Source organism: Klebsiella sp. JN_Kp127 (assembly GCF_040062505.1).
In the GTDB taxonomy this organism is placed as follows: Bacteria; Pseudomonadota; Gammaproteobacteria; order Enterobacterales; family Enterobacteriaceae; genus Klebsiella; species Klebsiella quasipneumoniae.
In genome coordinates this window covers 1-15,600 of the sequence record NZ_JBEAHS010000035.1, presented here as the reverse complement: position 1 = coordinate 15,600, position 15,600 = coordinate 1, and the positions used below count along the sequence as shown (strand labels likewise).

17 protein-coding genes are annotated in these 15,600 nt (G+C 58.6%); 8 read left to right on the top strand and 9 right to left on the bottom strand.

All coding sequences use genetic code 11. From position 1 onward, the window contains the following. Nucleotides 1-6 precede the first annotated feature (6 nt). Together yghB and metC are read right to left on the bottom strand one after the other, a co-directional pair. On the bottom strand, nucleotides 7-666 hold the full coding sequence (gene yghB / locus ABLV04_RS12395) for a DedA family general envelope maintenance protein YghB (protein WP_004205217.1): 660 nt from the start codon (nucleotides 664-666) through the stop codon (nucleotides 7-9). Nucleotides 667-797: 131 nt separating this feature from the next. Beyond that, entirely contained in the window at nucleotides 798-1,985 is a 1,188-nt protein-coding gene (gene metC, locus ABLV04_RS12390; protein ID WP_032454065.1) for a cystathionine beta-lyase, read from the bottom strand. 250 nt (nucleotides 1,986-2,235) lie between these two features. On the opposite strand from metC, the gene exbB reads away from it, so the two are divergent. From exbB to yghX, 4 genes are all read left to right on the top strand, one after another. Next, nucleotides 2,236-2,967: a tol-pal system-associated acyl-CoA thioesterase gene (gene exbB / locus ABLV04_RS12385; RefSeq protein WP_004174395.1), complete on the top strand. Its 732-nt coding sequence runs from the start codon at nucleotides 2,236-2,238 to the stop codon at nucleotides 2,965-2,967. A 6-nt stretch (nucleotides 2,968-2,973) separates the two neighbouring features. Further along, on the top strand, nucleotides 2,974-3,399 hold the full coding sequence (gene exbD / locus ABLV04_RS12380) for a TonB system transport protein ExbD (RefSeq protein WP_180266138.1): 426 nt from the start codon (nucleotides 2,974-2,976) through the stop codon (nucleotides 3,397-3,399). A gap of 140 nt (nucleotides 3,400-3,539) precedes the next feature. Next, a complete protein-coding gene (locus ABLV04_RS12375; RefSeq protein WP_004105804.1) occupies nucleotides 3,540-4,034 on the top strand; it encodes a TIGR00645 family protein in 495 nt (164 codons plus the stop codon). 121 nt (nucleotides 4,035-4,155) lie between these two features. Beyond that, nucleotides 4,156-5,043: a YghX family hydrolase gene (gene yghX, locus ABLV04_RS12370; RefSeq protein ID WP_180266137.1), complete on the top strand. Its 888-nt coding sequence runs from the start codon at nucleotides 4,156-4,158 to the stop codon at nucleotides 5,041-5,043. A gap of 95 nt (nucleotides 5,044-5,138) precedes the next feature. Here the strand turns inward: yghX and yghU are convergent, their stop codons facing one another. Beyond that, the gene (yghU, locus tag ABLV04_RS12365) at nucleotides 5,139-6,005 is read right to left on the bottom strand and encodes a glutathione-dependent disulfide-bond oxidoreductase (protein ID WP_032454062.1); all 867 of its coding nucleotides are present in this window, start codon (nucleotides 6,003-6,005) and stop codon (nucleotides 5,139-5,141) included. Nucleotides 6,006-6,052: 47 nt separating this feature from the next. After that, nucleotides 6,053-6,613, bottom strand: coding sequence for a thioredoxin domain-containing protein (locus tag ABLV04_RS12360; protein ID WP_004150918.1), 561 nt, complete (start codon nucleotides 6,611-6,613; stop codon nucleotides 6,053-6,055). 20 nt (nucleotides 6,614-6,633) lie between these two features. Between ABLV04_RS12360 and ABLV04_RS12355 the strand changes: the two genes are divergently transcribed. From ABLV04_RS12355 to ABLV04_RS12345, 3 genes are all read left to right on the top strand, one after another. After that, nucleotides 6,634-6,756, top strand: coding sequence for a hypothetical protein (locus tag ABLV04_RS12355; RefSeq protein WP_032454061.1), 123 nt, complete (start codon nucleotides 6,634-6,636; stop codon nucleotides 6,754-6,756). Nucleotides 6,757-6,832: 76 nt separating this feature from the next. Then, complete coding sequence (gss, locus tag ABLV04_RS12350) at nucleotides 6,833-8,698, top strand: bifunctional glutathionylspermidine amidase/synthase (RefSeq protein ID WP_060590330.1); 1,866 nt, start codon at nucleotides 6,833-6,835, stop codon at nucleotides 8,696-8,698. A gap of 150 nt (nucleotides 8,699-8,848) precedes the next feature. Next, the gene (locus tag ABLV04_RS12345) at nucleotides 8,849-10,030 is read left to right on the top strand and encodes a PLP-dependent aminotransferase family protein (protein ID WP_032454059.1); all 1,182 of its coding nucleotides are present in this window, start codon (nucleotides 8,849-8,851) and stop codon (nucleotides 10,028-10,030) included. Nucleotides 10,031-10,225: 195 nt separating this feature from the next. Here ABLV04_RS12345 and ABLV04_RS12340 read toward each other — a convergent pair whose 3' ends face one another. From ABLV04_RS12340 to ABLV04_RS12330, 3 genes are all read right to left on the bottom strand, one after another. Then, nucleotides 10,226-10,414: a hypothetical protein gene (locus ABLV04_RS12340; RefSeq protein ID WP_180266136.1), complete on the bottom strand. Its 189-nt coding sequence runs from the start codon at nucleotides 10,412-10,414 to the stop codon at nucleotides 10,226-10,228. Between the two features lie 205 nt (nucleotides 10,415-10,619). After that, the gene (locus ABLV04_RS12335; protein WP_023291012.1) at nucleotides 10,620-10,958 is read right to left on the bottom strand and encodes a hypothetical protein; all 339 of its coding nucleotides are present in this window, start codon (nucleotides 10,956-10,958) and stop codon (nucleotides 10,620-10,622) included. Nucleotides 10,959-11,044: 86 nt separating this feature from the next. Continuing rightward, on the bottom strand, nucleotides 11,045-11,647 hold the full coding sequence (locus ABLV04_RS12330) for a short chain dehydrogenase (RefSeq protein ID WP_064155322.1): 603 nt from the start codon (nucleotides 11,645-11,647) through the stop codon (nucleotides 11,045-11,047). Nucleotides 11,648-11,744: 97 nt separating this feature from the next. Here ABLV04_RS12330 and ABLV04_RS12325 point away from each other — a divergent pair, with 97 nt between their 5' ends. Beyond that, a complete protein-coding gene (locus tag ABLV04_RS12325; protein WP_064155321.1) occupies nucleotides 11,745-12,656 on the top strand; it encodes a LysR family transcriptional regulator in 912 nt (303 codons plus the stop codon). Here ABLV04_RS12325 and ABLV04_RS12320 read toward each other — a convergent pair whose 3' ends face one another. After that, the gene (locus ABLV04_RS12320; RefSeq protein WP_064155320.1) at nucleotides 12,657-13,805 is read right to left on the bottom strand and encodes a PLP-dependent aspartate aminotransferase family protein; all 1,149 of its coding nucleotides are present in this window, start codon (nucleotides 13,803-13,805) and stop codon (nucleotides 12,657-12,659) included. Between the two features lie 10 nt (nucleotides 13,806-13,815). Beyond that, nucleotides 13,816-15,192, bottom strand: coding sequence for a cystathionine beta-synthase (locus ABLV04_RS12315; protein WP_348815782.1), 1,377 nt, complete (start codon nucleotides 15,190-15,192; stop codon nucleotides 13,816-13,818). Between the last annotated feature and the right edge of the window lie 408 nt (nucleotides 15,193-15,600).

The window sequence follows — 15,600 nt, the reverse complement described above, 5'->3', positions numbered from 1 at the left end:
TCGACGTCAGGCGCTGCAGTATTTCTTTTTGATCACCACGAACAGCGTGCCGAGCAGGCCAGCCAGCAGCAGGGCAATCGGCAGGATCATCAGGCAGGTCATCACCTGATCTTCATGACGCTTCACGAACGGGATCATGCTCAGCGCATAGCCGAGGCCCGTGACCACGCCGACCCACAGCAGGGCGCTCAGCCAGTTGAAGAACTGGAAGCGGCGGTTCGGCAGACCGGAAATCCCCGCCATGGTTGGCAACAGGGTACGGACAAATGCCAGAAAGCGGCCCGCGAGCAGCGCCAGCAGACCGTGGCGGTCAAACATGCAGGTGGCGCGCTGATGGTACTTATGCGGCAGGTGCGCCAGCCAGCCTTTCACCGTTTGCGTATTGCCCAGCCAGCGCCCCTGTACATAGCTCAACCAGCAGCCGAGGCTGGCGGCGGCGGTCAGAATGGCGATAGTGGGCACAAAGTCCATGACGCCTTTAGCAATCAGCGCGCCGGCGAGCAGCAGCAGGCTGTCTCCAGGTAAAAAGGAGGCAGGCAGCAGCCCGTTTTCCAGAAACAGGGTCGCGAACATAACCAGATATACAACGCCCACAACATGAGGGTTCGCCAGTGCGGCAAAATCATGTTGCCACAGCGCGGCGACAATCTCTTGAATGACAACCATGGACTTTCCTAAGTGGTACCGTATTGTTGACTAGTGTACTCCTGAAGAGACCCGAGCACCTTGATCCCGGGCGCAACAAAAGCGGCCGCTCCGATAAAAAGCGTCCGCTATTGTTGCCACTGACTGTCACTTTACACGATACGCGCGAAGCCCGCTGCTAAATCCGCCTGCAGATCGTCAACATTTTCGAGACCAATGTGCAAACGGATCAGCGTGCCGCTGAAGTCGACTTCCGCATCCGGTCGGATGTGAGCGATTTGCTCCGGCTGATTGGCCAGAATCAGCGATTCAAAGCCGCCCCACGAGTAGGCCATGCTGAAGAGGCTGAAGTTGTCGAGATACGCTGCCAGTTCAGCGTCGTTGAGACGCTTGTTGAGCACAAACGAGAACAGCCCGCTGCTGCCGGTAAAATCGCGCTTCCAGAACTCATGGCCTTTACTGCCGGGCAGAGCGGGGTGGTTGACCCGCGCCACCTGCGGATGCTGCGCCAGCCACTCGGCGATGCGCAGGCTGCTTTCATGATGCTGACGCAGGCGGACGCCCAGCGTGCGCAGGCCGCGGCTGGTCATATAGGCGGTATCGGCGTCCAACATTTGCCCCATCAGATAGGCATTCTCACGCAGCTGCGGCCAGCAGCGCGCGTTCGCCACCGCGGTGCCGACCATGGCGTCGGAGTGGCCGATCAGGTATTTGGTGCCTGCCTGAATAGAAATATCAATGCCAAAATCCAGCGCTTTGAACAGGATCCCCGCCGCCCAGGTGTTATCGATCATGATAATCGCTTCCGGGGCGACCTGACGCACGGCGGCGACAATCGCCGGCACATCGTGCACTTCCATGGTGATGGAGCCGGGCGATTCCAGGAACACCACCCGGGTCTCAGGGCGAACCAGACGGGCAATATCGGCGCCGATTAAGGGATCGAACCAGCTGGTGGTCACGCCGAGTTTGGCGAGAATTTTGGTACAAAAATCCTGGCTTGGCTCATAGGCGGTATTGGTCATCAGCACATGGTCGCCCTGCTCGACAAACGCCAGGATAGTGTTGGCCACCGCGGCCGCGCCGCAGGGGAAGAGGGCGCAGCCGGCGCCGCCCTCCAGCTCGCACATCGCTTCCTGCAGCGAGAAGTGGGTCAGGGTGCCGCGACGCCCATAGAACAGCTCGCCGTTGGCCCGATTGCGGGTGGCGTGCTTTTTGGCCTCTACGGTGTCGAACACCAGCGATGACGCGCGCTGGATCACGCTGTTCACTGAGCCCTGGGTATATTTTTTGCTCCGCCCGGCGTTGACCAGCGCGGTATCAAGATGTTTATCAGCCATGTTGATGAACCTGTTTTTATACGTCTGGACGTCTAAACTAGCATGAATCTTCTTTTCTGTACCAGCGCGCTGCCGATACAGGCGAAAATTTTACCAGGCCCGCGGTTAGCCACTTTTTTACTGCGTAAGCGCAAGGAAAATAAACGTGATTTGCTGCACAGTGTAAATACTAATGAGAACCACTATCAATTCGATGTCGTTTTGATATTATTGTGGGCAGATTTTGTGATTATCGTCGTGGAGATAGAGCGTGGGTAATAATTTGATGCAGGCGGATCTCTCCGTTTGGGGTATGTATCATCATGCCGATATTGTCGTTAAGGTGGTGATGATTGGCCTGATTCTGGCGTCGGTCGTCACCTGGGCCATCTTCTTCGGTAAAGGGGCGGAAATCCTCGCCAGCAAGCGTCGCCTCAAACGTGAACAGCAGCAGCTGGCGGAAGCCCGCTCTCTCGATCAGGCCAGCGATATCGCCAGCGCCTTTGAGGCGAAAAGCCTCACCACCCAGCTTATCAATGAAGCGCAGAACGAACTCGAACTCTCCGCCGGTGCCGAAGACAATGAAGGCATCAAGGAACGAACCGGTTTCCGCCTTGAGCGCCGCGTCGCGGCCGTCGGTCGCCATATGGGGCGCGGCAACGGCTATCTGGCCACCATCGGCGCCATTTCGCCGTTCGTGGGCCTGTTCGGCACCGTCTGGGGCATCATGAACAGCTTTATCGGCATCGCCCAGACCCAGACCACCAACCTTGCGGTGGTGGCGCCGGGCATCGCGGAAGCGCTGCTGGCGACAGCTATCGGTCTGTTCGCCGCCATCCCGGCGGTGGTCATCTATAACATCTTCGCCCGCATGATCGGCAGCTATAAGGCCTCGCTTGGCGACGTCGCCGCTCAGGTCCTCCTGCTGCAAAGCCGCGACCTGGACCTCAGCGCCAGCGGCGTGAAGCCGGTGCGCAGCGCGCAGAAATTACGGGTAGGTTGATCGGCTATGGCGATGCGTCTTAATGAAAATCTGGACGATAACGGCGAAATGCATGAGATCAACGTGACGCCGTTTATCGACGTCATGCTGGTTCTGCTGATTATCTTCATGGTAGCCGCGCCGCTGGCGACGGTCGACGTGAAGGTCAATCTGCCGGCCTCCTCCAGCCAGCCGCAACCGCGACCGGAAAAACCTATCTACCTGTCGGTGAAGGCGGATAAGAGCATGTTCCTCGGCAACGACCCGGTGACCGAAACGAATATGATTAACGCCCTGGATAGCCTGACCGCCGGCAAAAAAGATACCACCGTCTTCTTCCGCGCGGATAAAACCGTCGATTACGAGACGATGATGAAAGTGATGGATACCCTGCATCAGGCGGGCTATCTCAAGATCGGGCTGGTGGGCGAAGAGACCGTCAAAGCCAAATAACCCGATGCTTTTCCTGAAAAGGCTGGCCGCGCGCCGGCCTTTTTTATTGTCCTCTGCCAGCGAAGTGTTGGCCTGGCGTTGCCATCACGTTATCTGTCTGAGATATAATGTCGCTTCTTTTTGTTAACTGACAGGATCTTATGGAACGCTTTCTGGAAAATGCTATGTACGCCTCGCGCTGGCTGCTGGCGCCGGTTTATTTTGGCCTCTCGCTTGGTCTGATTGCGCTCACCATCAAATTTTTTCAGGAGATCTTCCACATACTGCCGCATATTTTTAGCGTCAGTGAGTCGGATATGATTCTGACCCTGCTGTCGCTGGTGGATATGACCCTGGTGGGCGGTTTGCTGGTGATGGTGATGTTCTCCGGGTATGAAAATTTTGTCTCGCAGCTGGATATTAACGAGGGTAAAGAAAAACTCAGCTGGTTGGGCAAAATGGACGCGACGTCGCTGAAAAATAAGGTTGCCGCCTCCATCGTGGCGATCTCCTCTATTCACCTGCTGCGGGTGTTTATGGATGCGAAAAACGTCCCGGACAATAAGCTGATGTGGTATGTCATCATCCACCTGACCTTTGTGCTGTCGGCCTTTGTGATGGGCTACCTCGATCGTCTGACCAAAGTGAAACACTGATCCTTTCTCTCCCGGCGGCGTTAGCCGCTGGGCTTTCTTCTCCCCGTTTCTGCTGTTCTGCGCTGGCGTATGTCCGGGCTTCTGCTTTGCTTAAAGGGCGCTTAACAACGGAGGCAGGGTGATGACGCGATTAACGGCCAAAGATTTCCCGCAGCAGCTGCTCGAGTATTATGACTACTATGCCCACGGCAAAATCAGCAAACGCGAGTTTCTCCAGCTGGCGGGGAAATATACCGTCGGCGGGATGACCGCGCTGGCGCTATTTAATCTGCTGAAGCCCGACTATGCCCTGGCAGAGCAGGTACAGTTCACCGACCCGGATATCCGCCCGGAGTATATTCATTATCCCTCTCCTGACGGCCACGGCGAAGTGCGGGCTTACCTGGTGACGCCGACGAAAATAGCCGACAAAGCGCCCGCCGTGGTGGTGGTGCATGAGAACCGCGGCCTGAATCCCTATATTGAAGATGTCGCCCGGCGGGTAGCGAAAGCGGGGTATATCGCGCTGGCGCCGGATGGCCTGAGCTCCGTTGGCGGCTATCCAGGGAATGATGATGAAGGCCGCGCGCTGCAGCAGAAAGTCGATCCCGTGAAGCTGATGAATGACTTTTTTGCCGCGGTCGCGTTTATGGCGAAGCATCCGCAGGCGACGGGGAAGGTTGGTATCACCGGTTTTTGTTACGGCGGCGGCGTCAGCAACGCGGCGGCGGTCGCCATTCCGGAGCTGGCCTGCGCGGTGCCGTTTTACGGCCGCCAGCCGCCGCTGAAGGAGGTCGATAAAATTAAAGCGCCGCTGCTGCTGCACTATGCCGGCCTCGATAGCGGCATTAATGAAGGCTGGCCCGCCTATGAACAGGCGTTGAAGGAACACCATAAAGTCTATGAGGCCTATCTCTATCAGGGCGTGAATCACGGCTTTCATAATGATTCCACGCCGCGCTACGATCGGGCTGCGGCGGACCTGGCCTGGCAACGCACGCTGGCATGGTTTGAGAAGTATTTACGCTAGCGCAAACGTCATAAATAGCGCTACCGCTCGCTTATGGCAGGCTATCGGCTGGAAAGCTAAAAACCGGAGGCGGGCGCCTCCGGTGGGTCAGCGCGCTACGCCTGGCGCTTATCTTCCGTTTGGGTGTCAAAGTCGCGGGCGTCGTGGCGCTCATGCAGTTGCTCATTGAGCGGGCCGTTGGTGCGGTTAACGATGCGTCCGCGCTTGACGGCGGGGCGGTTGCCGACATCCTGCGCCCAGCGCAGCACGTTGGTGTAGCTCCCGGCGTCGAGGAACTCCGCCGCGTTATAGACATTGCCCAGCACCACGTTGCCATACCATGGCCAGACCGCCATATCGGCGATGGTATACTCCTCGCCGGCCACATAGCGACCGCGGGCGAGCTGTTTGTCCAACACGTCGAGCTGGCGTTTGGCTTCCATGGTAAAGCGATCGATCGCGTACTCGATCTTCACCGGCGCATAGTTATAGAAGTGGCCGAAGCCGCCGCCGAGGAAGGGCGCGGCGCCCTGCAGCCAGAACAGCCAGTTAAGGGTTTCAGTGCGGCCAGCGGGATCCTTCGGCAGGAAGAAGCCAAATTTTTCCGCCAGATAGAGAAGAATGTTGCCGGATTCGAATACTCGGGTAGGCGGTGTGGTGGAGTGATCGCTCAGCGCCGGGATCTTCGAGTTCGGGTTGATGTCGACAAAGCCGCTGGAAAACTGATCGCCTTCGCCAATGCGTATCAGCCAGGCGTCGTACTCCGCGCCGCTGACGCCCAGCGCCAGCAGCTCCTCCAGCATGATCGTCACCTTCTGGCCGTTGGGCGTGCCAAGTGAGTATAGCTGGAGCGGATGGGTTCCCACCGGCAGGACGCGTTCATGAGTCGCGCCGGAAACGGGACGGTTGATGTTGGCGAACGCGCCGCCGCTGTTTTGCTTCCATTCCCACACTTTTGGTGGCTGGTAGTTTTGCTCTGACATGCTGGTTTGCCTTTTTCGTGGATGTACAAAAAGTGTAGCAGGTGACCTCAGGCCATAATCCGCGCGGCCCACACGCTGACATCATCGCCGCTGCCCAGATCCGGCTGCACCAGACCATTGACCATAAAGGTCGGCGAGACATGGATGCCGTTCTGGCGGGCATATTTGCTGTGCCACTTGATCACGTCCTGCAGCTCCGGGCGGGCAAAGGCGGCTCCCAGCAGGACGTGACTGTAGCGCTCAATGCGTTCAATGATTTGCTGCGGCGTGGCGTTCATGTTCGGCCCGCTGCAGTGATCGGTAAATTCAAACTCTTCCCGATGGTCTGCCACGGCCTGCATCACCTTATGCGCCTGCTCTCTGCCATGCGGCAGGGTGGACGCGGCGAGGATGCAGCGGACAATCACCCCGGAGAACAGATGCCACGGCTGCGACTGCAGCCGTATCTTGATGGTTACGTTATCGGCGCCGACCTCATCGAGCAGATCGTCGAGTTTATTAAACGCGCGGACAGAGTAGGGGCAGGTGGGCTCAAGGAACACCTCAAACGTCCGCGGGCCGTGTCCCCAGACCAGCGGTTGGGCATTCAGATGCGAGGGTGTGCTCATTGTCGACTCCTGATGTTGCGTTGTTTTTTTGTTATATCACCGATAACGATATCACTTCTGCTTTCGGCTGCAGGGTTATTTTCCTTAACGGCACGATTAGCGAAACGAATGAGTGGTATCATCGTTACACCTCTGTCTGGTAAGTGCCTGCGGCAGGATAAGAAGAGGGAGTTTTGTTTCGCCAACTGCCCGGGCTGCATTTATTTGAGGTCAGGCTAAATGAGCAAAGGATCGACAAGCAGTGACGCCCCGTTTGGGACATTGTTAGGCTACGCGCCCGGCGGCGTGGCAATTTATTCATCGAATTACAGTAGCTTAAATCCGCAGGACTATCCGGATGACGCGACGTTTCGCAGCTACATCGGCAATGAGTATATGGGGCATAAATGGCAGTGCGTTGAATTTGCGCGCCGCTTTCTGTTCCTGACCTACGGGTTTGTCTTTACCGATGTTGGGATGGCCTATGAAATCTTCTCCCTGCGCTTTCTGCGCGAAGTGGTCAATGACAATATTCTCCCGCTGCAGGCCTTCGCCAACGGCTCCCGTCGTCCGCCGATCGCCGGTTCGCTGCTGATCTGGCAGAAGGGCGGCGAGTTTAAGCACACCGGCCACGTCGCGGTGATCACCCAGCTTGTCGGCAATAAGGTGCGTATCGCCGAGCAGAACGTCATTCACTCGCCGCTGCCGCAGGGCCAGCAGTGGACCCGCGAGCTGACCCTCGAGGTCAACGCCGGCCGGTACACCATCAAAGATACCTTTGCCGATACCGAAATTTTAGGCTGGATGATCCAGACCGCCGATACCGAACACAGCCTGCCGCAGCCGGTGCTGCCGGGCGAGGCGATGGCGATCAAGGGCGCGCGGCTGCCGAACAACGGCCAGTTCCGCGGCAAATGGCTGAACGAGAAAGATCCGCTGCAGAAAGCCTACGTGGCGGCCAACGGCCATTTTATCAATCAGGATCCCTATCAGTATTTCACCATCAGCGAAAGCGCCGAACAGGAGCTGATTAAAGCCACCAACGAGCTGCACCTGATGTATCTGCACGCCACCGATAAGGTAATGAAGGATGATAACCTGCTGGCGCTGTTTGATATCCCGAAAATCCTCTGGCCGCGTCTGCGTCTCTCGTGGCAGCGCCGGCGTCATCATATGATCACCGGGCGCATGGATTTTTGCATGGACGAGCGCGGGCTGAAGGTGTACGAGTACAATGCCGACTCCGCCTCCTGCCATACCGAAGGCGGGCTGATCCTCGAGCAGTGGCTGAAGCAGGGCTACTACGGCACGGGTCACAATCCGGCCGAAGGTCTGCTCGATGAGCTGGCGGGGGCGTGGAAACACAGCCGGGCGCGGCCATTCGTGCACATCATGCAGGACAAGGATCTGGAAGAGAATTACCACGCGAAGTTTATCCAGCGTTCGCTGACCCAGGCCGGTTTTGAGAGCAAAATTCTCTTTGGCCTCGATGAACTGCGCTGGGATGCCGCCGGCCAGCTGATCGACGCCGACGGGCGGCTGGTCAACTGCGTCTGGAAAACCTGGGCATGGGAAACCGCCATTGAGCAGGTGCGCGAAGTCAGTGCCGATGAGTACGCGGCGGTGCCGATTCGTACCGGACATCCGCAGAATGAGGTGCGACTGATTGACGTCCTGCTGCGTCCTGAAGTATTGGTATTCGAACCCCTGTGGACGGTGATCCCGGGCAACAAAGCGATCCTGCCGGTGCTATGGTCGCTGTTCCCGCATCATCGCTATCTGCTGGATACCGATTTCGTGGTTAACGACGAGCTGGCGAAAACCGGTTATGCCGTGAAGCCCATTTCCGGACGCTGCGGGAACAATATCGATCTGATCGGGCCTCAGGATGAGGTTCTGGATCAGACCAGCGGCCAGTTTGTCGATCGTAAGAATATCTACCAGCAGCTGTGGTGCCTGCCGAAAGTGGATGGCAAGTATATCCAGGTGTGCACCTTTACCGTCGGCGGTAACTACGGCGGTACCTGCCTGCGCGGCGATTCGTCGCTGGTGGTGAAAAAAGAGAGCGACATAGAGCCGCTGATCGTATTGAAAGATAAAGCGTGATGTGCTGACCCCGGATAGCGGCTCGCGCCCTGTCCGGGGAGAGCGCAGAGACACGAACCAGGATAGCCCGGTCCGGTAAGCGCCGCCGGGGACCACCTGCAACAAAGCCAAGATAATTAACACAACAACAAGACAGAAAAGGAAAATAGTATGCACGATCGGCGTCTCGCCGCCCGCGCGGGTGAACTCAAGCCCTCCGCCGTCCGCGAACTTCTCAAGCACAGTAAACTGCCGGGCGTGATCTCGCTTGGCGGCGGCATTCCGGCCCCGGAACTGTTTGATACCGAAGGCCTGGAGCTGGCGGTGCAGAAGGTGATGAGCGAGCGTTTTCATGACGCATTTCAGTACGGTCTGACCGAGGGCTACCCGCCGCTGCGTCAGGCGGTGAGTGAAATCTGCCACTCCCGTGGCGTGACCTGTTCAGCCGCTCAGGTCTATATCACCTCCGGCTCCCAGCAATCGCTGGATATCGTTGCCCGCACGCTGCTCGATCCAGGCGATACTATCGTCGTTGAGCGACCCACCTATCTGGCGGCGCTGCAGGTGTTTCAGCTGGCGCAGGCCAATATCCTCAGCGTCGATACCGATGATGACGGGATGCTGGTGGAGCAACTGGCCGACCTGCTGGAGACCACCCGCGTCAAAGCCGTCTACCTGGTGCCGACGTTCGGCAACCCCGGCGGTAAAACGCTGAGCGAGGCGCGTCGTCGCCGGCTGGTCGAGCTGGCGAAAAAATATGACTTCGTCATTCTGGAAGACGATCCCTACGGTGAAATTAGCTTTACTGACGCCGTGCGACGTCCGCTCTATCAGCACGCCGTTGAGCTGGGCTGTGAAGATCAGGTGGTTTACACCTCGACGTTTTCAAAGATCCTCGCGCCGGGGATGCGTATCGGCTGGATCGTCATGCCGGACTGGCTGGCGCAGCAGACGGTGATCGTTAAGCAGGCGGCGGATCTGCATACCAATATGCTGTCGCAGGTGATCACCGCGGAATACCTCAGCCTGAACCGGCTGCAAAATCAGATTGCGTTGATTCGCGAAGACTATCGCAAGAAGTGCGTGGCGCTGGCCGACGCGCTGGAGAGTCGCCTTGGCGAGCATCTGGAATTCAGCCGCCCACAGGGTGGGATGTTCCTGTGGGCGCGTTTCCGCTATCCGTTCGATACCATGGCATGGATGAAGAAAACGCTGGAAAACGGCGTTGTGTACGTCCCGGGGGAAGCGTTCTATCACGATAATCCGGATACCCGTACCCTGCGCCTTTCCTACTCCACGGTGTCGGAAGCGGGGCTGCTGACCGCCGTTGAGCGGCTGGCGGCCTCCCTGTAACGACCCTGCAGTGTGCCGCTTAGCGGCGGCGCACCCTCTTCGCCTCAGTAGCGAGAGGGGGTGACGCTAGCGTTCAGCGCTGGGGTCACTCCGTATCGGCGATGCGATCATCCAGCCAGACCAACATCAGCGCTGCGAGAAAAGCCACCGCAAAGGTACCAATAAACAACCACATAGATGTCCCTCACGGGTTAATTATTTTGCTGATTTTACCGGAGAGCGATCGTTTCGGTCGGAGATGGTGATTTTTGTCCCAGCCGAATGGCTGGCGAGAGAGAAAAAGTCATCGGCATCAATATCGAAGTTAAGAATAATTTCCCTGTATTCCCCACCGTTAATTAACGCTTTGGCTTCTTTAACACTACTGGCAATAATGACAGGCATCAGTTTTATCTCATTTTGAAAACTGAGAAGCAAAATAAGAGTTAGTTCGTACCAGATCAACTACTTTTTATCGTATGCGACCGCAGAAAAAAACGACATCCCGTGGCTCGGCGATAGAGGAGGATTTTGTGACAGCGATCGGCTCATCAACAGCGGGATCTTATCGGACGCTGGGACGGGCTGCTGTTTCGCCAGCCCGCCGGGATTATTCACCCTGCTGTTTTGCCCGTAATATCTCGCCGCAGCGCTGCCGGTCCTGACGCAGCGTCTGCTGTTCCTGCGGGCTGAGCTGATGCCAGGTGTCCAGCATCCGCTGCCCCAGCGCCGGCAGGTAATGCGCTTTATGCAGCGCGTAGTCAGAATTCCCCCCCTCGACGATGTTTTGCATATCGTCGAGGAACTGGCGGCTGTCGTCATGATCGATCACGCAAAATACAGCCCGGTAGTAAGCTTCGTCTTCCTCGGTGTAATGCGGGGTGAACCACCAGACCAGCAGCGCGGTAAGCGCCAGCAGCGGGATAATAAAGGGTAATTTTTTCAACATCAGTTTTTCGGCCGGAGACAATCAGCCGTCAGTGTACCTGCAACGATGTCAGGATGTAAGCGCCGGCCCCGGCGGGCCGGCGCAGGCTAGTAGCCGACCGGGTAAATGCGGCCGGTCTGCACCCCTTCAATGCTGCGGCGATAGGCCTGCGCCACGGCGGCGGCGGGGACGCTGGCAAAGCCCGGGAAAAAGTCGCCGTAGGCCGCCAGCGACTCGCTGAGCACGGTGGGGCTGATGAGATTAATGCGGAGCCCGCGCGGTAGTTCGCAGGCGGCGGCGCGCACAAAGCCTTCCAGACCGGCGTTAACCGTCGTGGCATTGACGCCCTGAGCAATCGGCTCCTGCGCGACAATGCCGCTGACCAGAGTAATCGACCCGCCGTCGCGCAGGAAATGCTGGCCGATCAGCGCCAGGCGAATTTGCCCCAGCAGCTTGTCCTGCAGACCGAGGTTGAACTGGCTATCGGTCATGGTGCTTAACGGCCCAAAGTGCAGATTGCCGGTGGTGGAGACGATGGCGTCTACTTCGCCGGTCTGCGCAAACAGCGTCTCGACGCTCCCCTGGGAGGTAATATCCACCTGATAATCCCCCCGGGTGCGGCCGACGCGGATAACGTCATGTCTCTGGCCCAGTTCTTCGCTGACCGCGCGACCAATGGTGCCGCTGGCACCGATAACGATAATTTTCATGGCTGACTCCTCGTGAGGTGAAAGGCTATTCTTTAATAAAACGGATATCGGATAAACTGGCTAAAAGTTAGAACATTACTAACCAGAGGTTAGCAATATGGATAAGCTGCGAGGGATGGAGACGTTTATTGCTGTGGTGGAGTGCGGCAGCTTTACCGGGGCGGCGTCGCGCCTGGGGCTGTCGGCGGTAATGGTCGGGAAATACATCGCCCATCTGGAAACCCAGCTGGCGACGCGTCTGCTGGAGCGTAACACCCGACGCCAGAGCCTCACCGACGCAGGGCGGGTCTATTTTGACGAAGCGAAACGGGTGATGGAGCAGGTCTCCATCGCCGAAAGCGCCGTTGAGCGGCTGCGGCTGGCGCCCGCCGGCACCCTGCGGGTGAGCGCGCCCACCTCGTTCGGCGCCAGCGTGATCGCGCCTCTGACCGCCACCTTTCTGCAGGCCTGGCCAGCGGTCCGGGTGGAACTGGATCTGACCAACCGGATGGTCGATCTGGTGGATGAAGGTTTCGATCTGGCGATCCGCATTGGCGAGATCCATCAGGAGGATCTGGTGGCCCGCTATCTGGCGCCCTATCGGATGGTGATCTGCGCCGCGCCGGCTTATCTGGCGCGTTACGGAACGCCAGGGACGCCGGAAGATCTCGCCGATCATCTCTGCCTGTCCCATACGGTCTGGACCGCGCGCAACGAGTGGCGGCTGCCGGGCATGGAGGGGGAAGTGCGCTGGAAGCGTGATGCGGTTTTGCGCTGCAACGATGGCTATGCGCTGCGCCATGCGGCGATCGCCGGGGCCGGGCTGCTGATGCAGCCGGAGGTGCTGCTGGCCGATGCGCTGGCCAGCGGCAGCCTGATGCGGGTGCTGGAGGCGTGGACCCCACAGCCGAGGCCTGTACATCTGCTCTGGCGTCAGGATCGCCGGCCCCTGCCGAAGCTGACGCAGTTTATCGCCCACCTTCAGCAGGGAATGGCCGACGCGCTGGCGACGACCCGCGCGTCGGAATAATCACTCCTCCCGTAGCGCCTGCTGCCAGTCGGCAATCAGATCGTGAGGATCTTCGATCCCGACCGACAGGCGAATCAGCTGCGGCGTGATGCCGTTCGCCAGGCGCTTCTCCAGCGGGATCGAGGCATGGGTCATGCTGAAGGGCTGGCTCACCAGGCTCTCCACGCCGCCCAGACTCTCCGCAAGGGTGAACCAGCGCAACTTGCTGATGATGCGTTCGGCGTAACCGTCATCGCCCTTCACCACGACGGAAATCATGCCGCCGGGCAGGGCCATTTGCTGGCGCGCCAGCTGATGGTGCGGGTGCGAGGCCAGCCAGGGGAACCAGACTCGCTCCACCTCCGGCTGCTGTTCCAGCCATTTGGCGAGCTGCAGCGCGTTCGCGCTGTGTCGCTCCATCCGCAGCGCCAGGGTGCGGATGCCGCGTAGCGTCAGGAAGCTGCTGAACGGGTCGAGTACACCGCCTACCGCATTCTGCAGGTAGCCAAGCTTTTCCGCGAGCTCAGCGTTATCGCCAACCACCGCCAGGCCGGCGACGACATCGGAATGGCCGTTGAGGTACTTGGTCGCGGAGTGGACCACAATATCAAACCCATGCTCCAGCGGGCGATGGATCGCCGGCGAGGCGAAAGTGTTATCGGCGACGCTGATCAGGTTATGGCGGCGCGCGATGGCGGCGATGGCGCTGAGATCCGCCAGCTTCAGCAGCGGGTTGGTGGGCGTCTCCACCCAGATCATGCGCGTATCGGGGCGGATCGCCGCTTCAATCCCCGCCAGGTCGTCGGGTTTCACCCAGCTCACCTGCAGACCAGCGCTACGGCGGCGAACGTTTTCCAGCAGGCGGTAAGTGCCGCCATACACATCATCGACCGCCACCAGGTGGCTGTCCTTATCCAGCAGCTCCAGCACGGTGGAGATGGCGGCCAGCCCGGAGGCGAACGCGTAGCCGCGCGTGCCGTTTTCCAGGTCGGCGATCGCCGTCTCCAGCGCGTGGCGGGTAGGGTTCCCGCTACGGGAATATTCATAGCCGGTATGCTGCCCCGGCGCCGGCTGAGCAAAAGTGGAGGTGGCGTAAATCGGCGGCATCACTGCGCCGTGGCTGTCGGTGAAGGTTCCGCTATGTACGCTCAGGGTGTGGATGGATGACATAAAAAATTCCTTATTGTGCGACTCGGTTACGCCAGGCGGTCAGTACATCGCTGCGGGTGACCAGGCCAAGAAAACGCGCGTTGTCAGCGATCACCGCCACCAGACCGCGATCGAGAATGGCCTGCAGTTCGCTCTCTGGCGCACGCTTATCGAGAGTTTCAACATGGCGGCTCATCGCTTCGCTAACCGGCAGAGAGAAGCGTTGGCGATCGCCCTTTACGTGGCGGATCAAATCCCACTCATCGACGATGCCGACCACGCGGCCATCCTCCAGCACCGGCAGCTGGGAGATGTCATACAGCCGCATGCGGGTAAATACTGCGGCCAGGGTGTCGTCCGGCGCGGCCGTGACGGTGGCGCCTTCGTCATGGCGCAGGGCGATAAAATCACTGAGATCGCCCTGTTCGGGGCGGGCGATCAGCCCCTGCTGGCGCATCCAGTCGTCGTTGAACATTTTTGACAGGTATTTATTGCCGCTGTCGCAGGCGAAGGTCACCACCCGCTTCGGACGGCTTTGCGCCCGGCAGTAGCGCAGCGCGGCGCTGAGCAGGGTGCCGGTGGAGGAGCCGGCCAGTACCCCCTCGACCTGCAGCAGCTGGCGCGCGGTGTGGAAAGCTTCGCGGTTGCTGACGCGATAGGCGGTATGCACCCCTTCCAGCCTGGCCAGCGGCGGGATGAAATCTTCTCCAATCCCTTCGACCAGCCAGGATCCCGTTTCGCCGTAGCGTCCGGTATCAACCTGATCGGCAAGGATCGAGCCCGCCGGATCGGCGAGGATAAATTCCGTTTTCGGCGAATGTTCTGCAAACCAGGCCTGAAGCCCGCCCAGCGTGCCGCCGGAGCCAACGCCGACGACGATGGCGTCTATGTCGCCCTCCAGTTGCTGGAAAAGTTCCGGCGCGGTGGAGGTAGCGTGCGCCAGCGGATTCGCGTCGTTGTTAAACTGGTCGATGTAAAAAGCCCCCGGCGTTTCATCGGCAAGGCGGCGGGCATAATCCTGGTAGTAGGCCGGGTGGCCTTTATTGACGTCGGAGCGGGTGAGCAGCACCGTCGCGCCCAGCGCCCGCAGGTGAAAAATTTTCTCGCGGCTCATTTTGTCCGGCACCACCAGGATCAGGCGGTAATTTTTCTGCGCCGCAATCAGCGCCAGGCCGAGGCCGGTATTGCCGGCGGTGGCTTCGATAATTGTCCCGCCGGGCGCCAGTTTTCCCTGGCGCTCGGCTTCGTTAATCATCGACAGCGCAACCCGATCTTTAATTGAGCCGCCCGGATTCTGATTTTCCAGTTTTAAAAACAGACTGCAGGGGCCGGTATCCAGTTTGTGCAACTGGAGCAGGGGAGTATGACCGATCAGGTCGCTCACGGAATGAAACAGTGACATAACCATTTACCCACTCGTTTAAGATATTTTTGCATGGTAGGTCTGTGAAATCGGTTATTTAAAGAATATTTCTCTGTCATTTAGCGCAAAATGGAATATAAGATGCTATTCAGCCATCCGGAGGGAAAGCAGGGTAGCCGCCTGGGCGGATCGATTGCCAGAAAAGGGCGTTTTTAGCCGCTTTTGGCGACAAAAAGGCGATTTTAATCAGCGTGTTATCTGATATCTGGCAATGTATTTGCGAAAAGATTCTATGGGGAACAGGCCTGCGCTTGCCGTTAAGTGGCAGCGGGCTGGCCAGGAGAAAAACGCAGCAGGGAAATCACGGCTTAACGGAGTTCGATGGAGAGTCCGGATGTAGAAAAGCAAAAACCCGCCTTTTGGGCGGGTTCTTTAAATAGTGGTGCCCGGACT

What these genes read in the sequence shown, in the direction of transcription:
- yghB (WP_004205217.1), bottom strand. Translation starts at nt 666, where the DNA reads ATGGTTGTCATTCAAGAGATTGTCGCCGCGCTGTGGCAACATGATTTT.
- metC (WP_032454065.1), bottom strand. Translation starts at nt 1,985, where the DNA reads ATGGCTGATAAACATCTTGATACCGCGCTGGTCAACGCCGGGCGGAGC.
- exbD (WP_180266138.1), top strand. Translation starts at nt 2,974, where the DNA reads ATGGCGATGCGTCTTAATGAAAATCTGGACGATAACGGCGAAATGCAT.
- ABLV04_RS12375 (WP_004105804.1), top strand. Translation starts at nt 3,540, where the DNA reads ATGGAACGCTTTCTGGAAAATGCTATGTACGCCTCGCGCTGGCTGCTG.
- yghX (WP_180266137.1), top strand. Translation starts at nt 4,156, where the DNA reads ATGACGCGATTAACGGCCAAAGATTTCCCGCAGCAGCTGCTCGAGTAT.
- yghU (WP_032454062.1), bottom strand. Translation starts at nt 6,005, where the DNA reads ATGTCAGAGCAAAACTACCAGCCACCAAAAGTGTGGGAATGGAAGCAA.
- ABLV04_RS12360 (WP_004150918.1), bottom strand. Translation starts at nt 6,613, where the DNA reads ATGAGCACACCCTCGCATCTGAATGCCCAACCGCTGGTCTGGGGACAC.
- gss (WP_060590330.1), top strand. Translation starts at nt 6,833, where the DNA reads ATGAGCAAAGGATCGACAAGCAGTGACGCCCCGTTTGGGACATTGTTA.
- ABLV04_RS12345 (WP_032454059.1), top strand. Translation starts at nt 8,849, where the DNA reads ATGCACGATCGGCGTCTCGCCGCCCGCGCGGGTGAACTCAAGCCCTCC.
- ABLV04_RS12340 (WP_180266136.1), bottom strand. Translation starts at nt 10,414, where the DNA reads ATGCCTGTCATTATTGCCAGTAGTGTTAAAGAAGCCAAAGCGTTAATT.
- ABLV04_RS12335 (WP_023291012.1), bottom strand. Translation starts at nt 10,958, where the DNA reads ATGTTGAAAAAATTACCCTTTATTATCCCGCTGCTGGCGCTTACCGCG.
- ABLV04_RS12330 (WP_064155322.1), bottom strand. Translation starts at nt 11,647, where the DNA reads ATGAAAATTATCGTTATCGGTGCCAGCGGCACCATTGGTCGCGCGGTC.
- ABLV04_RS12325 (WP_064155321.1), top strand. Translation starts at nt 11,745, where the DNA reads ATGGATAAGCTGCGAGGGATGGAGACGTTTATTGCTGTGGTGGAGTGC.
- ABLV04_RS12320 (WP_064155320.1), bottom strand. Translation starts at nt 13,805, where the DNA reads ATGTCATCCATCCACACCCTGAGCGTACATAGCGGAACCTTCACCGAC.
- ABLV04_RS12315 (WP_348815782.1), bottom strand. Translation starts at nt 15,192, where the DNA reads ATGGTTATGTCACTGTTTCATTCCGTGAGCGACCTGATCGGTCATACT.